The following is a 22891-nucleotide window of genomic DNA, read 5'->3' as shown; positions in this document are numbered from 1 at the left end:
CACCTGGCCGAAAAGCATCAGCGCAGGCTGGGCCTGAGCGCAGTCAGTGCGCGCCGCGACGCTCTCCGGAACATCCCGGGGAATTCTGCCCCGGTGTACCGGGCGACATCCCGTTTGGTGGCGGTGCCCAGCTTGCCGTGCGCGAAGGCGAGCGTCTCACTCAGCAACTCCAGCCGCTCCTGCTCGGTTTTCGCCTTCCGGGTGTTCACTTCGGCCACGATCGTGCCATCCCAGTGGCGGGCCGCCAGGTACTCGAGCACCTCGCCGACCGGCTCGTTTCCGCGGCCCGGGAGGAGATGCTCGTCGAAGACTTTCCCCTCGTCCATCGAACCGGAACCGTCGCACAGGTGCACGTGCCGCAGATGCGGTCCCATCGCCATCGCGAGCTCCAAGGAATCCCGCCCGGCCAGGGACGCGTGCGAAAAGTCGAGCGTCATCGAATCGCAGTCCATCTGCGTGGGATCCGAGCCGGGGGAGTAGGCCTTGAGGTTCCGTCCGCCCACCTTCCACGGAAACATGTTCTCGACGGCGATGTCGATTCCGGACGCCGTGGCGGTTTCCCTGACGATGCGCAGAAAGTCGCGGGCGTACTGTGCCTGCCAGCGAAACGGCGGATGCACGACCACCGTGTGCGCACCGACCGCGCTGGCTAGTTCCGCTGACTTCTCCAGCTTCACCCGCGGATCGCGGCCCCAGACGAACTGCGTCAGCAGGAGCACCGGAGCGTGAATGGACAGAATCGGCAGGTCATACCGCTTCGACAACTCGAGCAACGCATCCGGATCGCGCGTGCCGTCATCGTTGGTAACCATGATTTCGACACCGTCGTATCCTGCAAGTTTGGCCAGACGAAACGTGTGCTCTGTGGGTTGCGGGTACACGCAAGACGTGCTCATGCCGATGCGAATCATTTGTCCGATTCTAGGCACCGTGCCTGAGAACGGCGGACTAAAGCCAATCTCTGGCCTTGAAACTGGCGTACAGCCCGATCGACAGCACGACCATCAAGGCCGTGGAGAACCAAAATCCCCACAGCGTGTCCGCGCCCGGGTACGGCAGGTTCTGCCCGTAGAAACCAGTCACTGCGGTGGGGACGGCGATGATCGCGGCCCAACTGGTGACCTTCTTCATCACCAGGTTCATCCGGTTGCCCTGGATGCCCAGATTCGTGTCGAGGATGGTCGAGACCAGGTCGCGGAGAGACTCCGTCCATTCGGTCACGCGCAGCACATGGTCATAGACGTCTTGGAAGTATGGCGACATCGCGGCGTCGAACGATCCGACGTCACGCCGCAGCACGGTGTTGATCACCTCGCGCATCGGCAGGACCAGGCGACGCAGCAGTACGAGCGATTTGCGGATTTCAAACGATCGGCGCTGCACCTCCTTGTCCCGCGGGCGGTCATCGAAGAGGGCGTCTTCCAAACTTTCGATGGCGCCGTCCAACTGCTGCACGGTGTCGAAGTGCCCGTCGACGATGACGTCCAAGAGCCCCCACAACAAGAACGCCACTCCATGTTTCGCCAGGTCTTCGTCGGCATCAAAGCGGTGCACCACCTTGCCGATGTCGAACTCGGGTGGATGCACCGTCACCAGAGCACGAGGCGTGATGAAGGCCGTGACCTCCGTGGAATGCAGCCGCCCCGTCCTCTCGTCCAGCTGCACAGCGTAGGTCGCCAGGAAAAGGTGGGTGTCGTACCGGTCGAGTTTGGGCCGCTGATGATGGTGCAACGCGTCTTCGACGGCGAGGTGGTGGAGACCCAGCTCCTCTTCCAACTCGGCGAGCAACTCCTGCGTCGGCGAGGTGATGTCGATCCAAAGACACACCGATTCGTCGGCCAATCGATCGGAGATCTCAGCGAACGGGACATCCGACCCGTCCATGACCCCATCGCGGTAAAGCCGGGTAGTGAGCATGCGCGCAATGTTAGCCGTACAGGAGCGGCTGGTAGCCTGGGCACGGCTTTCCTGGCAGCGGTGTGCGACACCGACCACGACAGAGGCGGTGGCGAGACGGGTACGAAATCCGAGAAGTTCGGCGACTACACCTTCGTCGTCGTCTCCAATCGCCTTCCCGTCGACCGGGTCGTGGAGTCGGATGACGCGGCGTATTGGCAGCAATCACCTGGGGGTTTGGTGACCGCCCTCAAACCCGTGATGCAGGCCCACGATGGGGCGTGGATCGGGTGGGCCGGGGTCGCCGACCTCACCTTCGAGCCGTTCGACAGCAACGGTGTCTGGGTGGTACCGGTCCCGCTGAGTCAGGACGAGGTCGAGGCGTACTACGAAGGGTTCTCCAACGAGACCCTGTGGCCGTTGTACCACGACGTGATCGCCCCGCCGGTTTACCGTCGCGAGTGGTGGGAGACCTACGTCACCGTGAACCGCCGTTTCGCCGCGGCCGCTGCGGAATCGAGCGCCGAAGGCGCCCTGGTCTGGGTGCACGACTACCAGCTTCAGCTGGTGCCGACGATGCTGCGCGAGTTGCGCCCGGATCTGACCATCGGGTTCTTCAACCACATCCCGTTCCCGCCATACGGTATCTACTCCCAGCTGCCGTGGCGCACCCAGATCATCGAGGGGCTACTCGGCGCCGATGTCATCGGCTTCCAGCGCACCGCGGATGCCAGCAATTTCTCCCGCGCCGTCAGACGGCTGAAGGGGTACGCCACCCGAAACCCCCTCATCGAGGTGCCGCTCGTGGACGAGTCGCCCGGGGTGCGCGTGTACGCGCCGATCCGGCGGGGTAAGCCGTTCCGGACGGTAGTGGCCAAAAAGTACCCTATTTCCATCGATTCGCGAAGCTACGAGACGATGGCCCGGCGACCCGAGGTGCAGGAGCGGGCCAGACAGATCCGCGAAGAGCTCGGCAACCCGGCAACCATCATGCTCGGAGTCGATCGGCTGGACTACACCAAGGGAATCGGCCATCGGCTGCAGGCCTTCGGCGAAATGCTCGCCGACGGCACGGTCTCCGTGGAGGACGTGACGCTCGTGCAAGTGGCCAGCCCGAGCCGGGAACGTGTTCGCACCTACCGGGAACTGCGCGACGAGGTCGAACTGACCGTGGGGCGGCTGAACGGCGAGTTCTCGTCGATCAGCCACACCGCCGTCAGCTACCACCACCACAACTACCCGCGGGAAGAGATGGTGGCGCTGTACCTCGCGGCCGACGTCATGCTCGTGACCGCGTTACGCGACGGCATGAACCTTGTCGCGAAGGAGTATGCGGCGACCAGATTCGACGAAGACGGGGTACTGGTCCTCAGCGAATTCACCGGTGCCTCCGACGAACTGACGAAGGCGCTGCTGATCAACCCGCACGATATCGACGGACTCAAGAACACCATCCTGCGGGCGATCAGCATGCCGAAGCGAGAACGCGCCGCGCGGATGCGTTCGCTGAGAAGACGAGTGATGGAGAACGACGTGACGAAATGGTCGTCGCTGTTCCTCCGGGAACTCGAAGATCGCAAGGTGTTGAACCGCACAACCTTCAATTCCCAGGGCGGGCAGTGACGGATTCCGTGGGGCTGCCGGAAGACATCGTGGCCGCGGTGCACCGGCTCGCGAGCACGTCACGACTGCTCGTCGCGCTCGATTTCGACGGCACTCTGGCACCGATCGTGGATCGGCCCCAGGATGCCAGAGCGCTGCCACAGTCCGCGGCCGCCGCCGCCCGGCTGTTGAACGCAGACGGTACACGTGTCGCCTACATCTCGGGCAGGGCGCTGGCGAGCCTTCGCGCGGTGGCCGATCCGCCGGCCGGGACACTGCTGGTCGGGTCGCACGGCAACGAGGTTGAACTGGGAGGCGACGATCCTTCCGGGCCGGAACTCGACGAATCCGAGCGAGCCCGCCTCGCCGAATTGACCGAGGTTCTGGCCACGATCGCGACCAGTTGCCCGCAGGTGTGGCTGGAACGCAAGCCCGCGGGCGTCGCGGTGCACACCAGGCTGGCCACCCCCGATGTCGCCGGTGAGGCGCAGAGCCGAGCCAGACAGGCCGCCGCCGGCTTCGCAGGCCTCACCGTGCGCGACGGCAAAGACGTGCTCGAGTTCTCGGTACGGTCCGCCACCAAGGGGCACGCGATCGGGCGGTTGCGGCAGCTCACCGGCGCGACGGCGACGTTCTACGCCGGTGACGATGTCACCGACGAAGACGCGTTCGCGGTGCTGGGTTCCGGCGACGTCGGTGTGAAGGTGGGTGCCGGGTCGACCATCGCACCGTTCCGGGTGCGCGACTGCGAGCAGTTCGCGACTCTCCTCGGCGTGCTCGCCGACGAGAGAAGTCGACTTCGCCGGAAGTCCTAGACTCGTTCCATGACTGCACCAGACATCAAGCCGCGGAGTCGCGACGTTACAGACGGCATCGAAAAATCTGCTTCCCGGGGCATGCTCCGCGCTGTCGGGATGGGCGATGAGGACTGGGACAAGCCACAAATCGGCATCGCCAGTTCCTGGAACGAGATCACGCCCTGCAACCTGTCTCTGGCCAGGCTCGCGCAGGCGGCGAAGGAGGGGGTGCACTCCGGTGGCGGTTATCCGCTGCAGTTCGGCACGGTCTCCGTCTCAGACGGCATCGCCATGGGTCACGAAGGCATGCACTTCTCGCTGGTCAGCCGCGAGGTGATCGCCGACTCGGTGGAGACCGTCATGATGGCCGAGCGGCTGGACGGTTCCGTGCTCCTGGCCGGTTGCGACAAATCCCTGCCCGGGATGTTGATGGCCGCCGCGCGGCTGGACCTCGCATCCGTCTTCCTCTACGCCGGATCGATTGCTCCCGGCTGGGTCAAGCTCAGCGACGGCACCGAGAAGAACGTCACCATCATCGACGCTTACGAGGCGGTCGGCGCCTGCAAAGCCGGCACCATGACCCTGGACGACCTGGACTGCATCGAGCGTGCCATCGCCCCCGGGGAAGGTGCCTGCGGCGGCATGTACACCGCGAACACCATGGCCAGCGTCGCCGAAGCGCTCGGGATGAGCATGCCGGGATCGGCCGCTCCGCCCAGCGCCGACCGCCGTCGCGACTACTTCGCGCACCGCTCGGGCGAAGCGGTCGTGAACCTGCTGCGCTTGGGCATCACCGCGCGCGACATCATGACCAAAGACGCGTTCGAGAACGCGATCTCGGTGGTGATGGCGTACGGCGGATCCACCAACTCGGTGCTGCATCTGCTGGCCATCGCCCACGAAGCCGACGTCGACTTGGAGCTGGCTGACTTCAACCGCATCGCCGACAAGGTGCCGCACCTCGGCGACCTCAAACCGTTCGGCAAGTACGTCATGAACGACGTCGACCGTCACGGCGGAGTGCCGGTCGTGATGAAGGCGCTGCTGGATGCCGGACTGCTGCACGGCGACTGCCTCACCGTCACCGGCAAGACCGTCGCGGAGAACCTCGAGGCGATCAACCCGCCTGCCCCCGACGGCGAAGTGGTGCGCCACTTCGACAACCCGATCCACGCCCACGGCGGCATCTCGATCCTGCACGGCAGTATCGCGCCGGAGGGTGCCGTTGTGAAGACGGCCGGATTCGACGCCACCTCCTTCGAAGGCCCTGCGCGCGTGTTCGAACGCGAGCGGGCGGCGATGGATGCGCTCACCGAAGGCGCCATCCAGAAGGGCGACGTCATCGTCATCCGTTACGAGGGGCCCAAGGGAGGACCGGGAATGCGCGAGATGCTCGCCATCACCGCGGCCATCAAGGGAGCGGGCCTCGGCAAGGATGTACTACTCTTGACGGACGGACGATTCTCAGGCGGCACAACCGGCCTGTGCATCGGCCACATAGCACCCGAAGCGGTGGACGCAGGTCCGATCGCCTTCGTGCGCGATGGTGATCTGATACGGGTCGATATCGCTGCTCGCTCGCTCGACCTACTGGTCGACCCGGCTGAGCTCGCTGCCCGCCGCGAAGGCTGGGCGCCGCTTCCCCCGCGCTATACCCGTGGCGTGCTCGCAAAGTATTCCAAGCTCGTGCACTCCGCAGCGGAGGGCGCGATCACCGGATGACGCCGCGAACAGTGTTCCATTCGTTCAGGTCAACTCAAGGATCGTAGATTCCATGCACTCCTCACCCGTCCCCACCGCCAAGGCGCCGTCCAAGCCGGGCAACTCTGCAAAGGCAGAGGTACTCACCGGGTCGGGTGCCATTCTTCGTTCGCTCGAGTTGCTCGGGGTCAAGGATGTGTTCGGCCTGCCCGGTGGGGCGATCATGCCGTTCTATGACGAGCTGATGTCCTCGACCGCCATCCGGCACATCCTGGTGCGGCACGAACAGGGCGCCGGCCACGCCGCCGAGGGCTACGCGTCCTCCACCGGCAAGCTCGGCGTGTGCATCGCCACGTCCGGACCTGGCGCCACCAACCTCGTCACGGCCATCGCCGACGCGCATATGGACTCGGTGCCGCTCCTGGCGATCACCGGTCAGGTGTTCTCCACGTCGATGGGCACGGACGCGTTCCAGGAAGTCGACATCGTCGGCATTTCGATGCCGATCACCAAGCACTCGTTCTTGGTCACCCGCCCCGAGGACGTGCCAGGCACGATCGCGGCGGCGGTGCACATCGCCACCACCGGACGCCCCGGCCCTGTGGTCGTCGACATCACCAAGGATGCACAGCAGAAGAGCGCACCCTTCATCTGGCCGCCCAAACTGGACCTTCCCGGTTACCGGCCGGTGACCAAGGCGCACGGCAAGCAGATCCAGGCAGCGGCACGGCTGCTGGCCGAGGCCAAGCGACCGATCTTCTACGTGGGCGGCGGCGTGATCCGCGCCGAGGCATCCGCGGAGCTGCTCGCCCTGGCCGAACTGACCGGTGTGCCAGTGGTGACCACGCTGATGGCCCGCGGCGCGTTCCCCGACTCGCACCAGCAGCACCTGGGCATGCCCGGCATGCACGGCGCTGTGCCTGCGGTGCTCGCCCTTCAGGAATCCGACCTGCTCATCTCGTTGGGCGCCCGGTTCGACGACCGTGTCACCGGTAAGGCGAACCTGTTCGCCCCCGACGCCAAGGTCGTGCATGTTGACATCGATCCGGCGGAGATCTCGAAGATCCGCCTGGCCGATGTGCCGATCGTTGGCGATGCCAAAGATGTCATCGCCGACTTAACCGTTGCCTTCGCGGATGCGACAAAGCATCAGAAGCCCGACTATTCCGATTGGTGGGTGCGGCTCAACGACTTGAGGACCCGGTACCCACTCGGCTACGACGAACCGGAAGATGGCACACTGTCCCCGCAGTACGTCATCGAGCGGATCGGCGCGATCACCGGCCCCGAGGGCGTGTACGCCGCCGGAGTCGGGCAGCACCAGATGTGGGCGGCCCAGTTCATCAAGTACGAACGGCCCAACGCGTGGCTGAACTCGGGCGGTGCCGGCACGATGGGCTACGGCGTCCCGGCGGCGATGGGCGCCAAGGTCGCCAACCCGGACCGCACGGTGTGGGCGATCGACGGCGACGGATGCTTCCAGATGACGAACCAGGAACTGGCCACCTGCACGATCAACAACATCCCGATCAAAGTCGCGATCATCAACAACTCATCGCTCGGCATGGTGCGGCAGTGGCAGACCCTGTTCTACGACGGGCGGCATTCGTTCACCGACCTGAACCCCGACACCGAAACACCGATGATCCCCGATTTCGTCAAGCTTGCCGACGCGTACGGCGCGCTCGGCATCCGGGTCACCAAGAAAGAGGAAGTGGATGCCGCGATCGAACTGGCGAATTCCACCAACGACCGACCCGTCGTCATCGACTTCGTCGTGAGCCGCGACGCGATGGTGTGGCCGATGGTCCCGCAAGGTGTGGGCAACTCCAGCGTGCAATACGCCAGAGACAGAGCCCCTGAGTGGGATGAGGAGTAGACCGTGCCGCACGTGTTGTCGTTGATCGTCGAAGACAAACCAGGCCTGCTCACCCGGGTCGCCGGGCTGTTCGCCCGGCGCGGTTTCAACATCGAGTCTCTCGCGGTCGGCAAGAGCGAGATTCCCGGGCTGTCCCGCATCACCGTGGTGGTGGATGTGGAGGAAGGTCCGCTCGAGCAAGTCACCAAGCAGCTGAACAAGCTCGTCAATGTGATCAAGATCGTCGAACTCGACCCGTCGCAAACCGTCGAGCGTGAGCACCTGCTGGTGAAGGTGCGCGTGGACAACACCACCCGCAGTCCCATCCTGGAGGCGGCGAACCTGTTCCGCGCCAGGGTGGTGGATGTCGCCTCCGATGCCCTCGTGATCGAAGTCACCGGAGACAGCGCCAAGACGCACGCGCTGCTGCGGGTGCTCGAACCGTACGGCATCAAGGAGATCGCCCAGTCCGGGCTTCTCGCCATCGGGCGCGGCGGCAAGAGCATCACCGAGCGCGTGTCCAAGGGCTAACACCTTACGGTCCCCGAGGCTCTCGAAGGGACTGTACGATTCAGCAACCGTCCCTTCGAGAGCCTCAGGGACCGGATATCAAGGAGAACCACAGTGACCGAGATTTTCTACGACAACGACGCCGATCTGGCGATCATCCAAGGCAAGAAGGTCGCCGTCATCGGCTACGGATCGCAGGGTCACGCGCACGCGCAAAACCTGCGCGACTCCGGCGTCGAGGTGCGCATCGGGCTCAAGGAGGGGTCAAAGTCGAAGGCGAAGGCCGAGGAGGCCGGCTTCACCGTGTTGTCGTCGGCGGAGGCCACCGAGTGGGCCGATGTCATCGTGATCCTGGCTCCTGACCAGGTGCAGCGCCACCTGTATGCCGAGGACATTCAGCCGCACCTGTCCAAGGGCAACGCCATCCTGTTCGGACACGGCTTCAACATCCGGTTCGGCTACATCACCGCGCCGGAGGGCGTCGACGTGATCATGGTCGCCCCGAAGGGACCCGGACACATCGTGCGCCGCGAGTTCGAGGCCGGCCGCGGCGTACCGGTCATCGTCGCCGTGGAAGAGGATGCCACCGGAGGCGCCTGGCCGCTGGCCTGGTCCTACGCCAAGGGCATCGGCGGGCTGCGCGCCGGCGCGATCAAGACCACCTTCACCGAGGAAACCGAGACCGACCTGTTCGGCGAGCAGAGCGTGCTGTGCGGCGGAGTGTCACAGCTCATCCAGTACGGCTTCGAAACACTCACCGAGGCTGGTTACCAGCCGCAGATCGCCTACTTCGAGGTACTGCACGAGCTCAAGCTCATCGTCGACCTGATCAACGAGGGCGGCATCGCCAAGCAGCGCTGGAGCGTCTCCGACACGGCCGAGTACGGCGACTACGTCTCCGGACCGCGCGTCATCGACCCGCACGTGAAGGAGAACATGAAGGCGGTGCTGGCCGATATCCAGGACGGCACCTTCGCCAAGCGGTTCATCGCCGACCAGGATGCCGGCGCCCCGGAGTTCTTCGCGTTGCGTAAGAAGGGCGAGCAGCATCCGATCGAGGCCACCGGCCGTGAGCTGCGCAAGCTGTTCGCCTGGAACAAGGCCGACGACGACGACTACGTGGACGGCGAAGTCGCCCGCTAGCCGTTCGCTGCACCAGCAACCCGGCTCGCCGCACCCGAAACTCCGGGCGCGACGAGCGGGTTCCTGGCGCGCCGAGTTCTCAAGGAGACCATGGACGACGATCCGGATGCCGAGGCGCTGAGCTGGGGCGCGGAGACCGACCCCACCCACGTGGACGCTCCGGACTCACCGCCGGCCGTCGCGCGGCGTCCGGGACCCGCGGCGGGCACCGGTTCGCTGCTGCTCGTCGGCTATGGCGTGTTCGCCGGGGTGTACCTGCTTTACACGATCGGTTGGTTCGGAGCGGTGCTCCGGAACACGCTGACCTTGGCCGGGCTGATCCCGGAGGTCATGTACCAGTTCGGTGAGTTTCTCGCGATTGTGGCTCCGGCGCTGTGGTTCGGCGCCGTGCTGCTGTTGACCCGCGGGCGTCGGCCACTGACGCGGGTGTTGTGGCTGCTGGTCGGCATGGTCGTGCTGGTGCCGTGGCCGATGGTGGTGGGGAGGTGACGATGTCGACGACGACCGCAACATCTGCGCCGCGGCTGTGGCAGGCAGTCGCTGTGGCCGCGCTGTTCGCCGTGCTTTACGGATACGACCTATTCGAGGCCGTGTCCGACACCGTGGGGGTCACCTCGCAGATCGCCGCGTTCAACGCGAACGCACTGTCGGTCGGCCTGGCACCGGTGGCCGTGCCCTGGGTCGCGTTGATTGCGAGCCTGGTGCTGCCGCCCGTGGTTTACGCGCTGGCCTGGTGGCTCGGCCGCCGCCTGCCGCTGCTCGGCAGGGCGCTCGTGTTCCTCGCCGGCTTGGCCACCGTGGCTGCGGCAACCCTGAGTCTGAGCACTCTCGCCGGCCTGCTCGCCGGCTGAGCAGCACCGGGTCACCCGACGCCGTGCGTCATACGGTCAGGCGCGGGCCCGCTCTGGACTAAAGTGGCTTGGTGTCGCGCCCACGTGCGTCGCGGCGATCCCATTCCCCTTTGACGAAGGATTCGATTCGTGGCGAAACCGATCGTGCTGATTGCAGAAGAACTCTCCCCGGCGACGGTCGACGCGCTCGGACCCGACTTCGACATCCGGCACCTCGACGGTACCGATCGACCCGCCCTCCTCGACGCGCTGACGGATGCCAGCGCCATCCTGATTCGCTCCGCCACCAAGCTCGACGCCGAGGCGATCGCCGTCGGTAAGAAACTCAAGGTCATCGCGCGTGCCGGAGTGGGCCTCGACAATGTCGACGTCAAGTCGGCCACCACGGCGGGGGTCATGGTCGTGAACGCCCCGACCTCCAACATCGTGTCGGCGGCGGAACTGGCCATTGGCCACCTGCTCTCGCTGGCCCGGCACATTCCGGATGCGAACCACTCCGCCAAGGCGGGGGAGTGGAAGCGGTCGAAGTTCACCGGCACCGAACTGTTCGACAAGACGGTCGGCATCGTTGGCCTCGGCCGGATCGGTACCCTCGTCGCCCAGCGGCTGGCCGGCTTCGACGTCAAGCTGATCGCCTTCGACCCGTACGTCACCCCGATGCGAGCCCAACAACTCGGCGTGCAACTGGCCAGCCTGAGCGAAGTGATGGAGCAGTCCGATTTCATCACCATCCACATCCCGAAGACGCCGGAGACGATCGGGATGATCGGTGCCGACGAATTCGCGCTGGCCAAGCCTTCGTTGCGCATCGTCAACTGCAGCCGCGGCGGAATCATCGACGAGGATGCCCTCTTCCAGGCGCTGTCCTCCCAGCGCATCGCCGGCGCGGCTCTGGATGTCTTCGTCAGCGAGCCGCCCACGGATTCGCCGCTCCTCGGCCTGGACAACATCAGTCTCACGCCGCACCTGGGCGCCTCCACAGCCGAGGCGCAGGAAAAAGCCGGCGTGTCTGTGGCCCGGTCGGTGCGGCTGGCCCTGGACGGCGAACTGGTGCCGGATGCGGTGAACGTGGCCGGTGGCGTGATCAACACCACCGTGCGGCCCGGGATCCCGCTCATGGAGAAGCTCGGTCAGGTGTTCAGCGGCCTGGCAGACGGCCCGCTCACCAGCGTCGACGTCGAGGTGCGCGGCGAGATCGCCGAATTCGATGTGAGCGTGCTGGAACTTGCCGCGCTCAAGGGCGTGTTCACGAACATCGTCAGCGAGGCCGTGTCGTACGTCAACGCACCGCTTATCGCAGCGCAACGTGGCATCCCGGTGCGACTGATCAAGGATGCCGTCAGCGACGAATACCGCAATCTGCTCACCATCCGGGGCGGCCTCAGCGACGGCACGCAGGTCTCGGTGTCTGGCACCCTCACCGGGACCAGGCAGATCGAGAAGATCGTGGAAATCAACGGCTATGACGTCGAGGTTCCGGTCAATCACCATCTGATCGTGATGGTGTACACCGACCGCCCCGGCATTGTGGCCATCTTCGGCAAGGAATTCGGCGACGCCGGCATCAACATCGCCGGCATGCAGGTGAGCCGTCGCGAGGCGGGCGGTCAGGCGCTCAGTGTTTTGACCATCGACTCGCCCGCCCCGGAGGGTCTGCTCGAATCAGTGCGCGCGAAGATCGACGCGGATTTGATCCGCGAGATCGACATCACGGAGTAGTCGGCCGCGCGCCGCCCGTCACGTTACAGCGTCTCGTCGGTGGTGTTCCGTTCAGTGATCCGCTCCCGGCGCTCCGGGTCCACCGCGGTGTGCGTCGTCGAAGACATCGAACGGCGGCGGAACAGGAAGACCATCGAAACGATGAAAATCACGACTCCGGCGATCATCAGGATGTAGCCGACCAGGTCCAGGTCGATCCAGTCCACTCGAAAATTCAAAGCAAACGTCAGGATCGCGCCAATAACAAAAAGCAAAATACCGCTTCCGATACCCATGGTGTTGTCGTCCTTTCGGTCCTGGCCCACCGTAGGCGGCGTTCAGGAAATTGCAAGCTTTTTGGCAAGTTCCCAGCAAACGGTACGCTGAAAGCACGTATTTGCCGGTTTGTCTGAGGAGTTCCGTGACCCGTAACATCAAGCTCGCCGTCATCGCTGGCGACGGAATCGGGCCGGAAGTGATCGCGGAAGCACTCAAGGTGCTCACCGCCGTGATTCCGGAGGACACTGACCTCGAAACCACCGAATTCCCGTTCGGCGCCACGCACTATCTGGCTACCGGGGAGGTTCTCACCGACGGCGACCTGCAGGCGATCAAGCAGCACGACGCCATCCTGCTCGGCGCGGTCGGCGGCGACCCGCGCGATGAACGGCTCAAGGGTGTGAGCATCGAGCGGGGCTTGCTGCTCAAGCTGCGCTTTGGCTTCGACCACTACGTGAACCTGCGGCCGACCACGTTGTTCCCGGGTGTCGCCTCGCCATTGTCTGATCCCGGCGACGTCGATTTTGTCGTGGTGCGCGAAGGCACCGAGGGGATGTATGTCGGCAACGGTGGCAGCCTGCGCACGGGCACGCCGAACGAGATCGCTACGGAGGTCTCCGTCAACACGGCATATGGGGTGGAACGGGTCGTGCGATTCGCCTTCCGGCTCGCGGCATCCAGGCCGGCGAAGAAGCTCACCCTCGTGCACAAGACCAACGTGCTGGTCAATGCCGGGTCGCTCTGGCAGCGCACCGTCGACGCGGTCTCGGCGGAATATCCCGACATCGCCGTGGACTACCTGCACGTGGACGCCGCGACGATCTTCATGGTCACGAACCCGAGCCGGTTCGACGTCGTGGTCACCGACAACCTGTTCGGCGACATACTGACCGACCTCGCTGCCGCGATCAGCGGCGGAATCGGCCTCGCCGCATCCGGGAACATCAACCCCGACGGCGCCTTCCCGAGCATGTTCGAGCCGGTGCACGGCTCGGCGCCGGACATCGCAGGGAAGCACATCGCCGACCCGACCGCCGCCGTGCTGTCGGTCGCGCTTCTGCTCGACCACCTGGGCTTTCCGGATGCTGCGGCCAAGGTCACGCAGGTCGTCACGAACGACCTCGCGCACCGCGGTACCGCGGCACGCTCCACCACCCAGATCGGTGACGATCTGGTGGCTGCACTGCGAACGCTGTGACAATGAACGCTGTGACAATGAACGCTGTGGTGCAGAACGCTGCAACAATGAAACCCAGGCGACAATTGATCTCAGCGAGCAATAGATGACAGACGCGACAACGGAGGACTCTCCCATGGGCACCCACGCAACACTCGACGGCCTTCTCGACTTCGACGTGACCACTTCCACCACGGCGATGGCCGACGCCGAGCGGGAGACGATTCTGGCGAACCCTGGATTCGGCGTTCATTTCACCGATCACATGGTGGAAATCACCTGGACGGTGGGCGGCGGCTGGCACGACGCGACGGTGCGTCCCTACGGCCCACTGCAATTGGACCCCGCCACCTCGGTGCTGCACTATGCACAGGAGATCTTCGAGGGCCTGAAGGCATACCGCCACGAGGACGGTTCCATCTGGACGTTCCGGCCCGAGGCCAACGCCCGTCGTATGCAGCGATCGGCCACCAGGTTGGCGTTGCCGCCGCTGCCGGTTGAGCACTTCATCGAGTCGTTGCGGCAAATCATCGCCGTGGATGGTTCATGGGTGCCGTCTGCGCCCGAGACCAGCCTCTACCTGCGTCCGTTCATGATCTCCACCGAGGCGTTCCTCGGCGTGCGTTCGGCCCACCAGGTCAGCTTCTTTGTCATCGCGAGCCCGGCCGGAGCGTACTTCTCGCACGGTGTGGCCCCGGTGTCGATCTGGTTGTCGACGAAATACTCCCGCGCGGCCAAGGGTGGCACCGGCTCGGCGAAGACCGGCGGCAACTACGCGGCTTCGCTGCTGCCGCAGGCCGAAGCCTATGAACAAGGCTGTGACCAGGTGTTGTTCCTCGACGCGGCGGAGGGCAAGTACATCGAGGAACTCGGTGGGATGAACGTGGTGCTGGTCTACAAGAACGGCACCTTGGTCACGCCGGCGTCTGACAGCATCCTGGAGGGCATCACGCGCGACTCGGTGCTCAGGCTTGCTCGGGACAAGGGGCACACCGTCGAGGAGCGCCGCGTCAGCATCGACGAATGGCGTGATGGCGTCGCATCCGGTGATATCGCCGAGATCTTCGCCTGCGGAACCGCCGCAGTGGTCACCCCAATCGCGCTGCTCAAGGGTGAGGGCTTCGAAGCCGGCTCGGCCGATGCCGCGGCGGGACCGCTGACCATGGAACTGCGCAAGGAGCTCACCGACATCCAATCTGGGCGCGCCGAAGACCGGCACGGCTGGTTGACCCGCCTGGACGGATAGGCTCACCTACGTGAAGATTGCCCGGTTCAATCAGGATGGTGGCGACCCCAGGTTTGGGATCGTCGACGAGGAGGACCTAGTCGTCCTGGTCGGGGACCCGCTGTTCAGCGGCTTCGACACGACCGGAGAGCGCATCCCGCTCGCGTCGGTCAAGCTGCTCGCTCCGGTCATTCCCCGATCCAAGATCGTCTGCGTCGGGATGAACTATGCCGAGCACAAGGCGGAGCTCGCTCCGAACGGCCCGGACACCCCGCTCATCTTCCTCAAACCGAACACCTCGGTCATCGGCCCTGGCGAGACGATTCAACTGCCGCCGGTGTCCGGGCGCATCGTGCACGAGGGTGAACTCGCGGTGGTGATCGGCAGGATCGCCAAACGGGTGAAGGCAGCGGATGCCACCGACTACATCTTCGGTTACACGATCGGCAACGACGTGTCGGCGCGCGACGAGCAGTTCGCCGACGGTCAGTGGGCCAGGGCCAAGGGCTATGACACGTTCTGTCCGCTCGGCCCGGTGATCGAGACCGAGCTGGACACGAGTGACCTGGAGATCCAGACCTTCGTGGACGGGGAGCCGCGTCGCCAGGGCAACACCGGCCAGATGTTGCACGGCATTCCGGAGATCATCGAGTTCGCCTCCGATGTGTGGACGCTGCTGCCGGGGGACGTCATTCTCACCGGCACGCCGGCGGGGCTTGGCGGATTCACTGACGGTCAGACCGTGGACGTCACCATCACTGGCATCGGTACCCTCAGCAACCCCGCCCGCAACCGCGACTAGCCCTGCTTCGTCGCCACCCGCTCCCACCACCGGCTCCCGCAACCCACGCCCACTCGGGCCGTGCGAACCCGTTTCAAGGAGTAACTGACATTCCGGTGCCTGTGCTTCGGCCAGGATGGCGGTCCAGGACAGAAACTCCGTGAAACGGGATCAGGATGCGGTGTGACGAGGATGCCGCAGGCGGCGACACCTCGGGTAGTCTCGTCCGGTGCCCGCACCCCGCCGCAATACCGCATCCCACCGAAACAGAGCACTCGGCCACAACACCGCGCCGCGCCGCGTCACCGCACCTCGCCTATCCGTAGCCGCCAGTCCGGTCCTGCCGGGTCTGGGTGCTGCTGTCCTCGCCGTCGGGATTGCTTGGGCGTTGCATGCCGCGCTGCCGGCGGTTCCGGTGCTGACCGCATCCGTGGGCCTCGGCATTCTCGTGGCGCAGCTGCCGGCGATCCGATTCTGGCTCGATGGCCCATTGGCGCCGGGTCTGCGCTTCGCCGCCAAAACACTGATGCGTGCCGGGATTGTGCTGCTGGGGCTCAAGCTGAGTGTCATTGACATCGGCCACCTGGGAGTGCTGGCGATCCTCATGATCGTTGGGATCGTGCTGGTGACGTTCGCGGGCACGTACTGGCTGGGCCGGCTCTTCCGGCTGCCGAGCACGCAGGCGCTGCTCGTGGCGACCGGATTCTCGATTTGCGGCGCCTCGGCGATCGGGGCGATGGGATCGGTGACGCGCAGCAGCCGGGAGGAGCAGGCGACCCCGGTCGCGCTGGTCACCCTCTGCGGCACCCTGGCCATCGGCGTGCTGCCGCTGTTGCAGGCACCACTCGGACTCACCGGCATCCAGTTCGGACACTGGGTCGGGGCGAGCGTGCACGACGTCGGCCAGGTCGTGGCGACGGCGCAGACTGCCGGCTCGGCCGCGCTCGCGATCGCCGTCGTCGTGAAGCTCACCCGCGTGCTGATGCTCGCTCCCATGGTTGCCGGCGCCGGCATGGTGCTGCGCCGTCGTGATCGGCTCGGCGCGGTCGGGCTGGATGCGGTAGCACGACCGCCCATCGTGCCGCTGTTCGTCGCCGGCTTCCTCGTATCCGTGCTGCTGCGCTCCTTAGTTCCGCTACCGCCGGCGGCCCTCGCCGGCGCGGATGCTACGCAGGCCGTCCTGCTCGCGGCAGCCCTGTTCGGCCTCGGCACGGCGGTGCGCTTCGGCACGCTAGTCCGTACCGGCGGCAGGGCGCTCGGGGTCGGGCTGCTGTCCTGGGTGCTCATCGCGGTGCTCGCGCTTGTCGCCGTGAACCTCTAGGCATTTTGATTGCACTAGCTTGTCAAGCAAGCTAGTGTGCAATGCATGACAGGGGATGTCGGTGCGCAATTGCGCAAGGGAGTGGTCGAGTATTGCGTGCTCGGTCTGCTCTCCCACGAGCCGATGTACGGCTGGGCGCTCTCCGACGCACTCCAGACGCGCGGGATGATCGCCAGCATCGGCACGCTTTATCCGGTACTGAGCCGACTCCGTGCCCGCGGCCTCGTCTCCAGCTACGACCAGGCGTCGGATGCCGGCCCATCCCGCAAGTACTACCGGGTCACGGATGCCGGGAACGACCACCTGAACAGCTTCCGGCAGCAGTGGGGGCCGTTCACGAGCACGGTTTCCGACATGATCACAGAGGACGACGATGGATAGTTCAACCTCGCCGCAAGTGGTGCGCGCGTATCTGGCCCAACTCGATGCGGCGCTCGCGGCCGTGTCGGATGATGTCCGACGCGATATCGTCGCCGGGGTCGCCGAGGAGCTCCGAGGGCTTTCGGCACCGGATGCCGCGGCGCGGATCGAGGCGCTCGGCGATCCGGCGTTCATCGCGGCGGAGGCGCGCGCGGAGGCCGCGGTGCCAGGTACCGCCGACGCGACGGCGCCGGAGATCTCGTAACCCGCCCCGCCGGCATCCGGTGATGCGCGCTGGTACGTGGTTCTGGCCGCCCTTCTGGTCGCATTCGGCGGTGTGGTCATTCCGATTATCGGCTGGATCGTCGGCATCGCACTGGTCTGGTTGTCGAAGAGCTGGCGCGCCTGGGAAAAGTGGGTCGCGACTCTCACTCCGTTCGCGGCGGTGGCGCTGACGGGCCTCATCACCGCACTCACCCTCGATCTTCAAACCGGAGGATTCCCTGGGATGCGCGGGATGTTCCTGCTCACGATTCTGGTCAACGTCGTCGTCGGCATCTGGCTGCTCTGGCGGGCCCAGGGTCGCACGAGGCGGGCGCTCGGGCGCTAGACGCCCTTCTGAGCCCGCCCGTTACGAATGCCGCCGGGCGCCCGGCCGCAATGGTGACGAACGGGCGCATTAGGCGGCCGACGGCAGGAGAGCGGCTCTCGGTAGAATCGGAATCAATGTCTGCCTCCTTCACCACCGCGTCCGGTTCCGATATTCGACTGCGCTTCTGCCCGTCCCCGACCGGTACTCCACACGTCGGCCTCATCCGCACCGCCCTGTTCAACTGGGCCTACGCTCGGCATACCGGCGGCAAACTCATCTTCCGCATCGAGGACACGGATGCGGCGCGCGACAGCGAGGAGAGCTACCTCCAGCTGCTCGACGGGCTGGCCTGGCTCAACATCGACTGGGACGAAGGCGAGGGCGTCGGCGGACCGCACGGCCCCTACCGGCAGTCGCAGCGCGCGGACATCTATGCCGAGGTCATCGAAAAGCTCCGCGCATCCGGCCGGCTCTACGAAAGCTTCGTCACCGCCGAGGAGATGGAGGCACGCAACCGCGCCAACGGCCGCGACCCCAAGCAGGGCTACGACAACTTTGAACGCGACCTCACCGACGAGCAGCGCGCCGCCTACCGCGCAGAAGGGCGGATGCCGGCACTGCGACTTCGCGTTCCGGACACCGACCTCAGCTTCGAGGACCTCGTGCGCGGCGAGATCACCTTTCCCGCGGGCAGTTTCGTCGACTTCGTCGTCGTACGGCCCAACGGCATCCCGCTCTACACGTTCGTCAATCCGGTCGACGACGCGCTGATGGGCGTCACCCACGTGCTGCGCGGCGAGGATCTGCTCTCCAGCACCCCGCGTCAAATCGCTTTGTATCACGCGCTGATCGAGATCGGCATCGCGAAGGCCATCCCGCGCTTCGGCCACCTGCCCTATGTGATGGGTGAGGGCAACAAGAAGCTCTCCAAGCGTGATCCGTCTTCGAGCCTGTTCCATCACCGCGAACGCGGTTTCATCCCCGAGGGCCTGATCAACTACCTGGCGCTGCTCGGCTGGTCGCTCACCCACGACCGCGACGTGTTCAGCATCGACGAGATGGTCGCCGCGTTCGACGTGACCGACGTCAATCCGAACCCGGCCCGCTTCGATCTCAAGAAGGCCGAGTCCATCAACGGCGACCACATCCGGATGCTGCCGCTGGCCGAGTTCACACAGCGGCTGATCCCGTACCTCGACGGCGTGATCTCCGATCCGATGACCAATGCCGAACGAGCGATCCTGGATGCGGCCGCCCCGCTGGTGCAGGAGCGGATGCAGCTGCTCGGCCAGGCGCGCGGTCTGCTGGAGTTCCTGTTCACCGCCGATGACGCGCTCGACTACGAGGACGCGGTACTGGCCGAACTCACGCCCGACTCCGTGGCCGTGCTGGATGCGGCGGCGACGGCACTGACATCCGTGGACGACTGGACGTATGACGTCATCCACTCGACATTGAACACGGTGCTCGTCGACGGGCTTGGGCTGAAACCGCGCAAGGCGTTCGGACCGCTGCGCACGGCGATCGCCGGTCGGCGCGTCAGTCCTCCGCTGTTCGAATCCATGGAGATCCTCGGCAAGACAAGTTCCATCGCGCGCATCGAACGATTGTCGGCGAGACTGACGCAGTGACGCCGGCCGGGGACCCGCAGCAGCACTACGACTGTGTCGTCATCGGAGCGGGGCCGGCGGGACTTTCCGCCGCGCTGAATCTCGTGCGGGCCAGGCGGCGTGTGCTCGTGCTGGACAGCAACCGTCCGAGGAACTCGGCCACGCTCCTCGCGCATGGTTTTCTCACCCGGGACGGAATCACACCCCACGAACTGCGGCGGCTCGGCCTCGAAGAACTACTGGCCTACCCCGGCGCGCAGCATCAGCTTGCGGTGGTGCAACGCGTCAGCCGTGTAGAGACAACGTTCAGGGTCGAGGCGACCGGCTTCAACGGTCACCCGGATCGCGCCGTCACCGCGGACAGCGTGCTGATCGCCACCGGACTCAGCGAGTCCCTGCCCGACTTGCCGGGCATGAGCAACTTCTACGGCATAGGTGTCTTCAGCTGCATCGAGTGCGACGGCTACGAGCAGAACGATCGACGGCTCGCTCTCATCGGGGAGACCGCGGATCTGGCGTCCCGCGCGCTCCAGATCGCCCAGTGGAGCTCCGACCTCACGGTGTTCACTAACGGTGCGAGGGTAGTCGGCCCTGCCCAGGAGGCGCTACTCGGCGAGCACGGTGTGCGCGTGGAGCGCCGCCAGGTCGCGGATGTGGTCGGTGAAGGGTTGACCGTGACCGGCGTGCTGCTCGCGGACGGCGTCACCATCCCGATCGATGGCGGTTTTGTGAGACCCCACTGGCACGCACAAGTGGAATTCGCGGCAGCGTTGGCGCTGGCGGTCGACGGATGGGGACTGCTGATCACGGATGCCGATGGCCGCACCAACGTGACCAACCTGTACGCGGCGGGTGACTGCACGGCGCCGGGGCCACAGCAGCTCATCGTTGCCGCGGGCATGGGCGCGCGAGTGGCGGCCACGATCAACCGCGACATGATCGGTGTGCCGCGCCGCTGAGCATCCGGGGTGCGCTGCGCCGGGCCGCGCATTTGGGTGAGCCTCAGCACGTACGTTAGAGTGGTTTGTCGGCCCGGTTTCTGCCTGGTTCGGTGGGGTATGGTGTAACTGGCAACACGGAAGATTCTGATTCTTTTGTTCTAGGTTCGAATCCTGGTACCCCAGCCATGAATCGCTAGAGTTCCCTAGCAAGTTCGGCTCCCTCCTCGTTCTCCCGAGTAGCCCGATTTGGCGTCTAGTGACCAGATTGGTGACCAGAAACCCCCTACGGGCACACTTCGCAGTCGTCTCCGCTGATGAGGTACGCACTCGTCCCCGCAGGTTCGCGCTGGCACACGCTACGCACCTGTCCAGCATGGAAGCTCATGCACACGTCGAGGTCGAGCCCGCGTTCCTCACCCAGGCCGAGGTCGCTGTCCTGCTGGGCGTGCCCGAGCGCACGCTGGAGGGATGGCGGCTGACGAAGTGCGGACCGCCGTGGCTGAAGCTCGGCAGGCACGTCAAGTACGACGGGGATGACGTGCTCGCGTGGGCGCGGGAGCAGCGTCATGGCTAGGCCGAAGATCGCCGCGGGCGAGGTCGGCCAGGTGCAGGTGACGCAGCTCGCGAACGGAAAGTGGCGGGCACGTGCCCGGATGCGCAGCGATGCCGGCGAGCTGGTGCAGCTCCGCGCCGAGGGCGCTACCGAGGTGAGCGCCCGCGAGGAGTTGCTGTCGCGGGCGAAGGCGCTGACAACGCACACGAAGTCCATCGTGACCGGCTCCTCGACCACCGCCGAGGCCGCGGCGGCCTGGCTGCCGACGGTGAAGCTGCGCGCGCAGAACGGAATGCTGTCGTGGTCGACGTACGAGAACTACGAAGGCACCGTTCGCCTGACCCTCGTGCCCGTCTGCGGCGGCGTGAAGCTGGAGGCGCTCACGGTCGGGCGGTGCGACCGGATCATTCAGAACCTCCTGGCTGAGCGCGGCCTCTCCGCGGCGCGAAAGGCCCGGTCGGTGCTGTCGCTGATCTGCGGGTTCGCTGTACGCGATGACGCGATCCCGACCAACCCTGTGCGCGACGTCTCGCGGCTGCCGACACCGGAGAAGAAGACCGCGATGCTCAGCCCGGAACAGATCCAGGCGACCCGCGGCCTCATGACTCGCTGGCGCGAAACGGAGGGCATGGGGCCGCGCCCGAACTGGCGTGCCCTCGTGGACGGCATGGACATCATGCTCGGCACGTCCGCCCGCGTGGGCGAGTGCATCGGGCTGCGCCGCTGCGATGTCGACATGACCACTGCGCCACCGACGATCCTCATCAACGGCACCATCATCCAGAATAAGACGCAGGGCATCCGACGGAAGGACGCGCCCAAGCGCACTCGCCAGCGCCGCCGCGTCGCCCTCCCTGCACTTGCCGCGGACGCAGTGCGGCGACGGCTCGCACGGGCGGCGAGCGGGCCGGAGGCGCTGTTGTTTCCGACGAAGACCGGCAGGCCGATGAGCGTGTCCAACTACGAGCGGCTGCTGCGCTCCTTTATTGGCGACAACCGTGATGCGCTTGTTCGGCTCGGTGTGGAGGTGGACGAGTACTCGACGCACATCTACCGTCGCACCACCGCGACCCTCGTGGAGCGCGTCGCGGGGCTCACGATCGCATCGCGGTTGCTCGGCCATGCGAACGAGATGGTCACCCGCAACAGCTACGTCATCACCGCTGAACAGGTCGATGCCGTCACCGCCGACATTCTCGATGCGATCCTGGGGAGCTGACACGCCGCTGAACAGAAACCATGCCGGTTGCCGGTGATGGTTTCGGCACCACCGTCATCGATCCTGATATCTCGGTGTCGCAAGAAAATCCCTGGTCCGACGGTGGGGCCACAGTTGGCACCACCGTAGTCGGTGGCCGTTGAAGTGCTGTTGCTGGCAGGTTCTCACGCCGACAGGAACGCTTCGAGTGCCTCGCGCACCACGTCCGACTCGCGTACACCTTCGTGGGCGGCGCGCTCCTCCAGGCGCTGTTTGAGGTCGCTGGGCAGGCGCACGCCGATCTGTGGCGAGCGCGTGGAGCCGCCGGAAAGTGACGGGCGACCGGCGCGAGCCGGCTTGACCCACTCCGCAGATTCGGGCAGGCCGTCGCGATACGCCTGGCCTGCTTCGTCGTCGGTGTCGGCAGCGATCTCGGCATCGAGCGCCGCCTTGACTTGGGCGGGAATCTTGCTGTTCATCAGGTGTCCTTTCTCTCGTTGTAGATGCGTTGGGCCTTGGCGTTGGCGGGCCAGGCGTTTCCGCCGTAGAGAATGTCGCCGTCGTGGACCACGATGACGACGAGGAGCTCGTTGCGGCTCGTGCTCCAGCCGATGTAGCGATCAGAGTTGCCTGATCTGCTGGCTGGGTCGGGAATCTGCGCAATGCGTTCGAGGTCGGTGAGTGCCTCCTCTGCCTCGGTGACCGTGACGCCGTGGGATGCCAACATGTGCGCGACAGCGTGGTCGTCCCACTCGATGCCGATGTCCACCATCTCTCTATTGTGCTCGACACAACCAG

General features: G+C 65.5%; 25 protein-coding genes and 1 tRNA gene. 21 read left to right on the top strand and 5 right to left on the bottom strand.

The genetic code is table 11. The features are described from left to right. Positions 1-17 precede the first annotated feature (17 nt). Together ABFX56_RS04280 and ABFX56_RS04275 are read right to left on the bottom strand one after the other, a co-directional pair. A complete protein-coding gene (locus ABFX56_RS04280) occupies positions 18-911 on the bottom strand; it encodes a sugar phosphate isomerase/epimerase family protein (protein WP_346232029.1) in 894 nt (297 codons plus the stop codon). Positions 912-948: 37 nt separating this feature from the next. After that, positions 949-1917 carry a magnesium transporter CorA family protein gene (locus ABFX56_RS04275; RefSeq protein ID WP_346232028.1) on the bottom strand — a complete coding sequence of 323 codons (969 nt, stop codon included), beginning with the start codon at positions 1915-1917 and terminating at the stop codon, positions 949-951. Between the two features lie 60 nt (positions 1918-1977). On the opposite strand from ABFX56_RS04275, the gene ABFX56_RS04270 reads away from it, so the two are divergent. The 9 genes from ABFX56_RS04270 to serA all read left to right on the top strand — a co-directional run bounded on the left by ABFX56_RS04270 (position 1978) and on the right by serA (position 12077). Beyond that, on the top strand, positions 1978-3519 hold the full coding sequence (locus tag ABFX56_RS04270) for an alpha,alpha-trehalose-phosphate synthase (UDP-forming) (protein ID WP_428834398.1): 1542 nt from the start codon (positions 1978-1980) through the stop codon (positions 3517-3519). After that, entirely contained in the window at positions 3516-4313 is a 798-nt protein-coding gene (gene otsB, locus ABFX56_RS04265) for a trehalose-phosphatase (protein ID WP_346232027.1), read from the top strand. The genes ABFX56_RS04270 and otsB overlap by 4 nt, the downstream gene beginning before the upstream one ends. 9 nt (positions 4314-4322) lie before the next feature. Then, on the top strand, positions 4323-6017 hold the full coding sequence (gene ilvD, locus ABFX56_RS04260; RefSeq protein WP_346232026.1) for a dihydroxy-acid dehydratase: 1695 nt from the start codon (positions 4323-4325) through the stop codon (positions 6015-6017). Positions 6018-6069: 52 nt separating this feature from the next. Further along, a complete protein-coding gene (locus ABFX56_RS04255; protein WP_428834397.1) occupies positions 6070-7875 on the top strand; it encodes an acetolactate synthase large subunit in 1806 nt (601 codons plus the stop codon). 3 nt (positions 7876-7878) lie between these two features. Next, positions 7879-8385: an acetolactate synthase small subunit gene (gene ilvN / locus ABFX56_RS04250; protein WP_346232024.1), complete on the top strand. Its 507-nt coding sequence runs from the start codon at positions 7879-7881 to the stop codon at positions 8383-8385. 93 nt (positions 8386-8478) lie between these two features. Then, entirely contained in the window at positions 8479-9507 is a 1029-nt protein-coding gene (ilvC, locus tag ABFX56_RS04245) for a ketol-acid reductoisomerase (RefSeq protein WP_346232023.1), read from the top strand. 90 nt (positions 9508-9597) lie between these two features. After that, positions 9598-9996: a hypothetical protein gene (locus tag ABFX56_RS04240; protein ID WP_346232022.1), complete on the top strand. Its 399-nt coding sequence runs from the start codon at positions 9598-9600 to the stop codon at positions 9994-9996. A 2-nt stretch (positions 9997-9998) separates the two neighbouring features. After that, entirely contained in the window at positions 9999-10358 is a 360-nt protein-coding gene (locus ABFX56_RS04235) for a hypothetical protein (RefSeq protein WP_346232021.1), read from the top strand. Positions 10359-10487: 129 nt separating this feature from the next. Then, entirely contained in the window at positions 10488-12077 is a 1590-nt protein-coding gene (serA, locus tag ABFX56_RS04230) for a phosphoglycerate dehydrogenase (protein ID WP_346232020.1), read from the top strand. Between the two features lie 23 nt (positions 12078-12100). Here serA and ABFX56_RS04225 read toward each other — a convergent pair whose 3' ends face one another. After that, entirely contained in the window at positions 12101-12352 is a 252-nt protein-coding gene (locus ABFX56_RS04225) for a DUF6458 family protein (RefSeq protein ID WP_346232019.1), read from the bottom strand. A 125-nt stretch (positions 12353-12477) separates the two neighbouring features. Here ABFX56_RS04225 and ABFX56_RS04220 point away from each other — a divergent pair, with 125 nt between their 5' ends. The 12 genes from ABFX56_RS04220 (at position 12478) to ABFX56_RS04165 (ending at position 22114) form a co-directional block, all read left to right on the top strand. After that, positions 12478-13533, top strand: coding sequence for a 3-isopropylmalate dehydrogenase (locus tag ABFX56_RS04220; protein ID WP_346232018.1), 1056 nt, complete (start codon positions 12478-12480; stop codon positions 13531-13533). A gap of 85 nt (positions 13534-13618) precedes the next feature. Beyond that, complete coding sequence (locus ABFX56_RS04215; RefSeq protein ID WP_346232017.1) at positions 13619-14758, top strand: branched-chain amino acid aminotransferase; 1140 nt, start codon at positions 13619-13621, stop codon at positions 14756-14758. Positions 14759-14768: 10 nt separating this feature from the next. Next, positions 14769-15539, top strand: a complete 771-nt coding sequence (locus ABFX56_RS04210; protein WP_346232016.1) for a fumarylacetoacetate hydrolase family protein — start codon at positions 14769-14771, stop codon at positions 15537-15539. Positions 15540-15858: 319 nt separating this feature from the next. Beyond that, positions 15859-16839, top strand: a complete 981-nt coding sequence (locus tag ABFX56_RS04205; RefSeq protein WP_346233144.1) for a YeiH family protein — start codon at positions 15859-15861, stop codon at positions 16837-16839. A gap of 45 nt (positions 16840-16884) precedes the next feature. After that, positions 16885-17220: a PadR family transcriptional regulator gene (locus ABFX56_RS04200; protein WP_346232015.1), complete on the top strand. Its 336-nt coding sequence runs from the start codon at positions 16885-16887 to the stop codon at positions 17218-17220. Next, positions 17213-17464: an HAAS signaling domain-containing protein gene (locus tag ABFX56_RS04195; RefSeq protein ID WP_346232014.1), complete on the top strand. Its 252-nt coding sequence runs from the start codon at positions 17213-17215 to the stop codon at positions 17462-17464. The genes ABFX56_RS04200 and ABFX56_RS04195 overlap by 8 nt, the downstream gene beginning before the upstream one ends. A gap of 36 nt (positions 17465-17500) precedes the next feature. After that, positions 17501-17809 (top strand): hypothetical protein, encoded by a 309-nt coding sequence (locus ABFX56_RS04190; protein ID WP_346232013.1) that lies wholly within the window; start codon positions 17501-17503, stop codon positions 17807-17809. A 116-nt stretch (positions 17810-17925) separates the two neighbouring features. Then, positions 17926-19422 carry a glutamate--tRNA ligase gene (gltX, locus tag ABFX56_RS04185; protein ID WP_346232012.1) on the top strand — a complete coding sequence of 499 codons (1497 nt, stop codon included), beginning with the start codon at positions 17926-17928 and terminating at the stop codon, positions 19420-19422. Beyond that, entirely contained in the window at positions 19419-20360 is a 942-nt protein-coding gene (locus ABFX56_RS04180) for an NAD(P)/FAD-dependent oxidoreductase (protein WP_346232011.1), read from the top strand. The genes gltX and ABFX56_RS04180 overlap by 4 nt, the downstream gene beginning before the upstream one ends. A gap of 93 nt (positions 20361-20453) precedes the next feature. Next, positions 20454-20528: transfer RNA gene (locus tag ABFX56_RS04175), tRNA-Gln, on the top strand. 82 nt (positions 20529-20610) lie between these two features. Continuing rightward, positions 20611-20916 carry a helix-turn-helix domain-containing protein gene (locus tag ABFX56_RS04170; RefSeq protein ID WP_346232010.1) on the top strand — a complete coding sequence of 102 codons (306 nt, stop codon included), beginning with the start codon at positions 20611-20613 and terminating at the stop codon, positions 20914-20916. Next, a complete protein-coding gene (locus ABFX56_RS04165; RefSeq protein WP_346232009.1) occupies positions 20909-22114 on the top strand; it encodes a tyrosine-type recombinase/integrase in 1206 nt (401 codons plus the stop codon). Before ABFX56_RS04170 ends, ABFX56_RS04165 begins: the two co-directional genes overlap by 8 nt. Positions 22115-22278: 164 nt before the next feature. On the opposite strand, the gene ABFX56_RS04160 is transcribed toward ABFX56_RS04165, so the two are convergent. After that, positions 22279-22572, bottom strand: a complete 294-nt coding sequence (locus tag ABFX56_RS04160) for a ribbon-helix-helix protein, CopG family (RefSeq protein ID WP_346232008.1) — start codon at positions 22570-22572, stop codon at positions 22279-22281. Then, positions 22572-22865 (bottom strand): BrnT family toxin, encoded by a 294-nt coding sequence (locus ABFX56_RS04155; protein WP_346232007.1) that lies wholly within the window; start codon positions 22863-22865, stop codon positions 22572-22574. The genes ABFX56_RS04160 and ABFX56_RS04155 overlap by 1 nt, the downstream gene beginning before the upstream one ends. Between the last annotated feature and the right edge of the window lie 26 nt (positions 22866-22891).

It is taken from the genome of Parafrigoribacterium mesophilum, from assembly GCF_039652555.1.
GTDB classification, from domain to species: Bacteria; Actinomycetota; Actinomycetes; order Actinomycetales; family Microbacteriaceae; genus Parafrigoribacterium; species Parafrigoribacterium mesophilum.
This window is presented reverse-complemented; position numbering and strand designations above follow the sequence as displayed.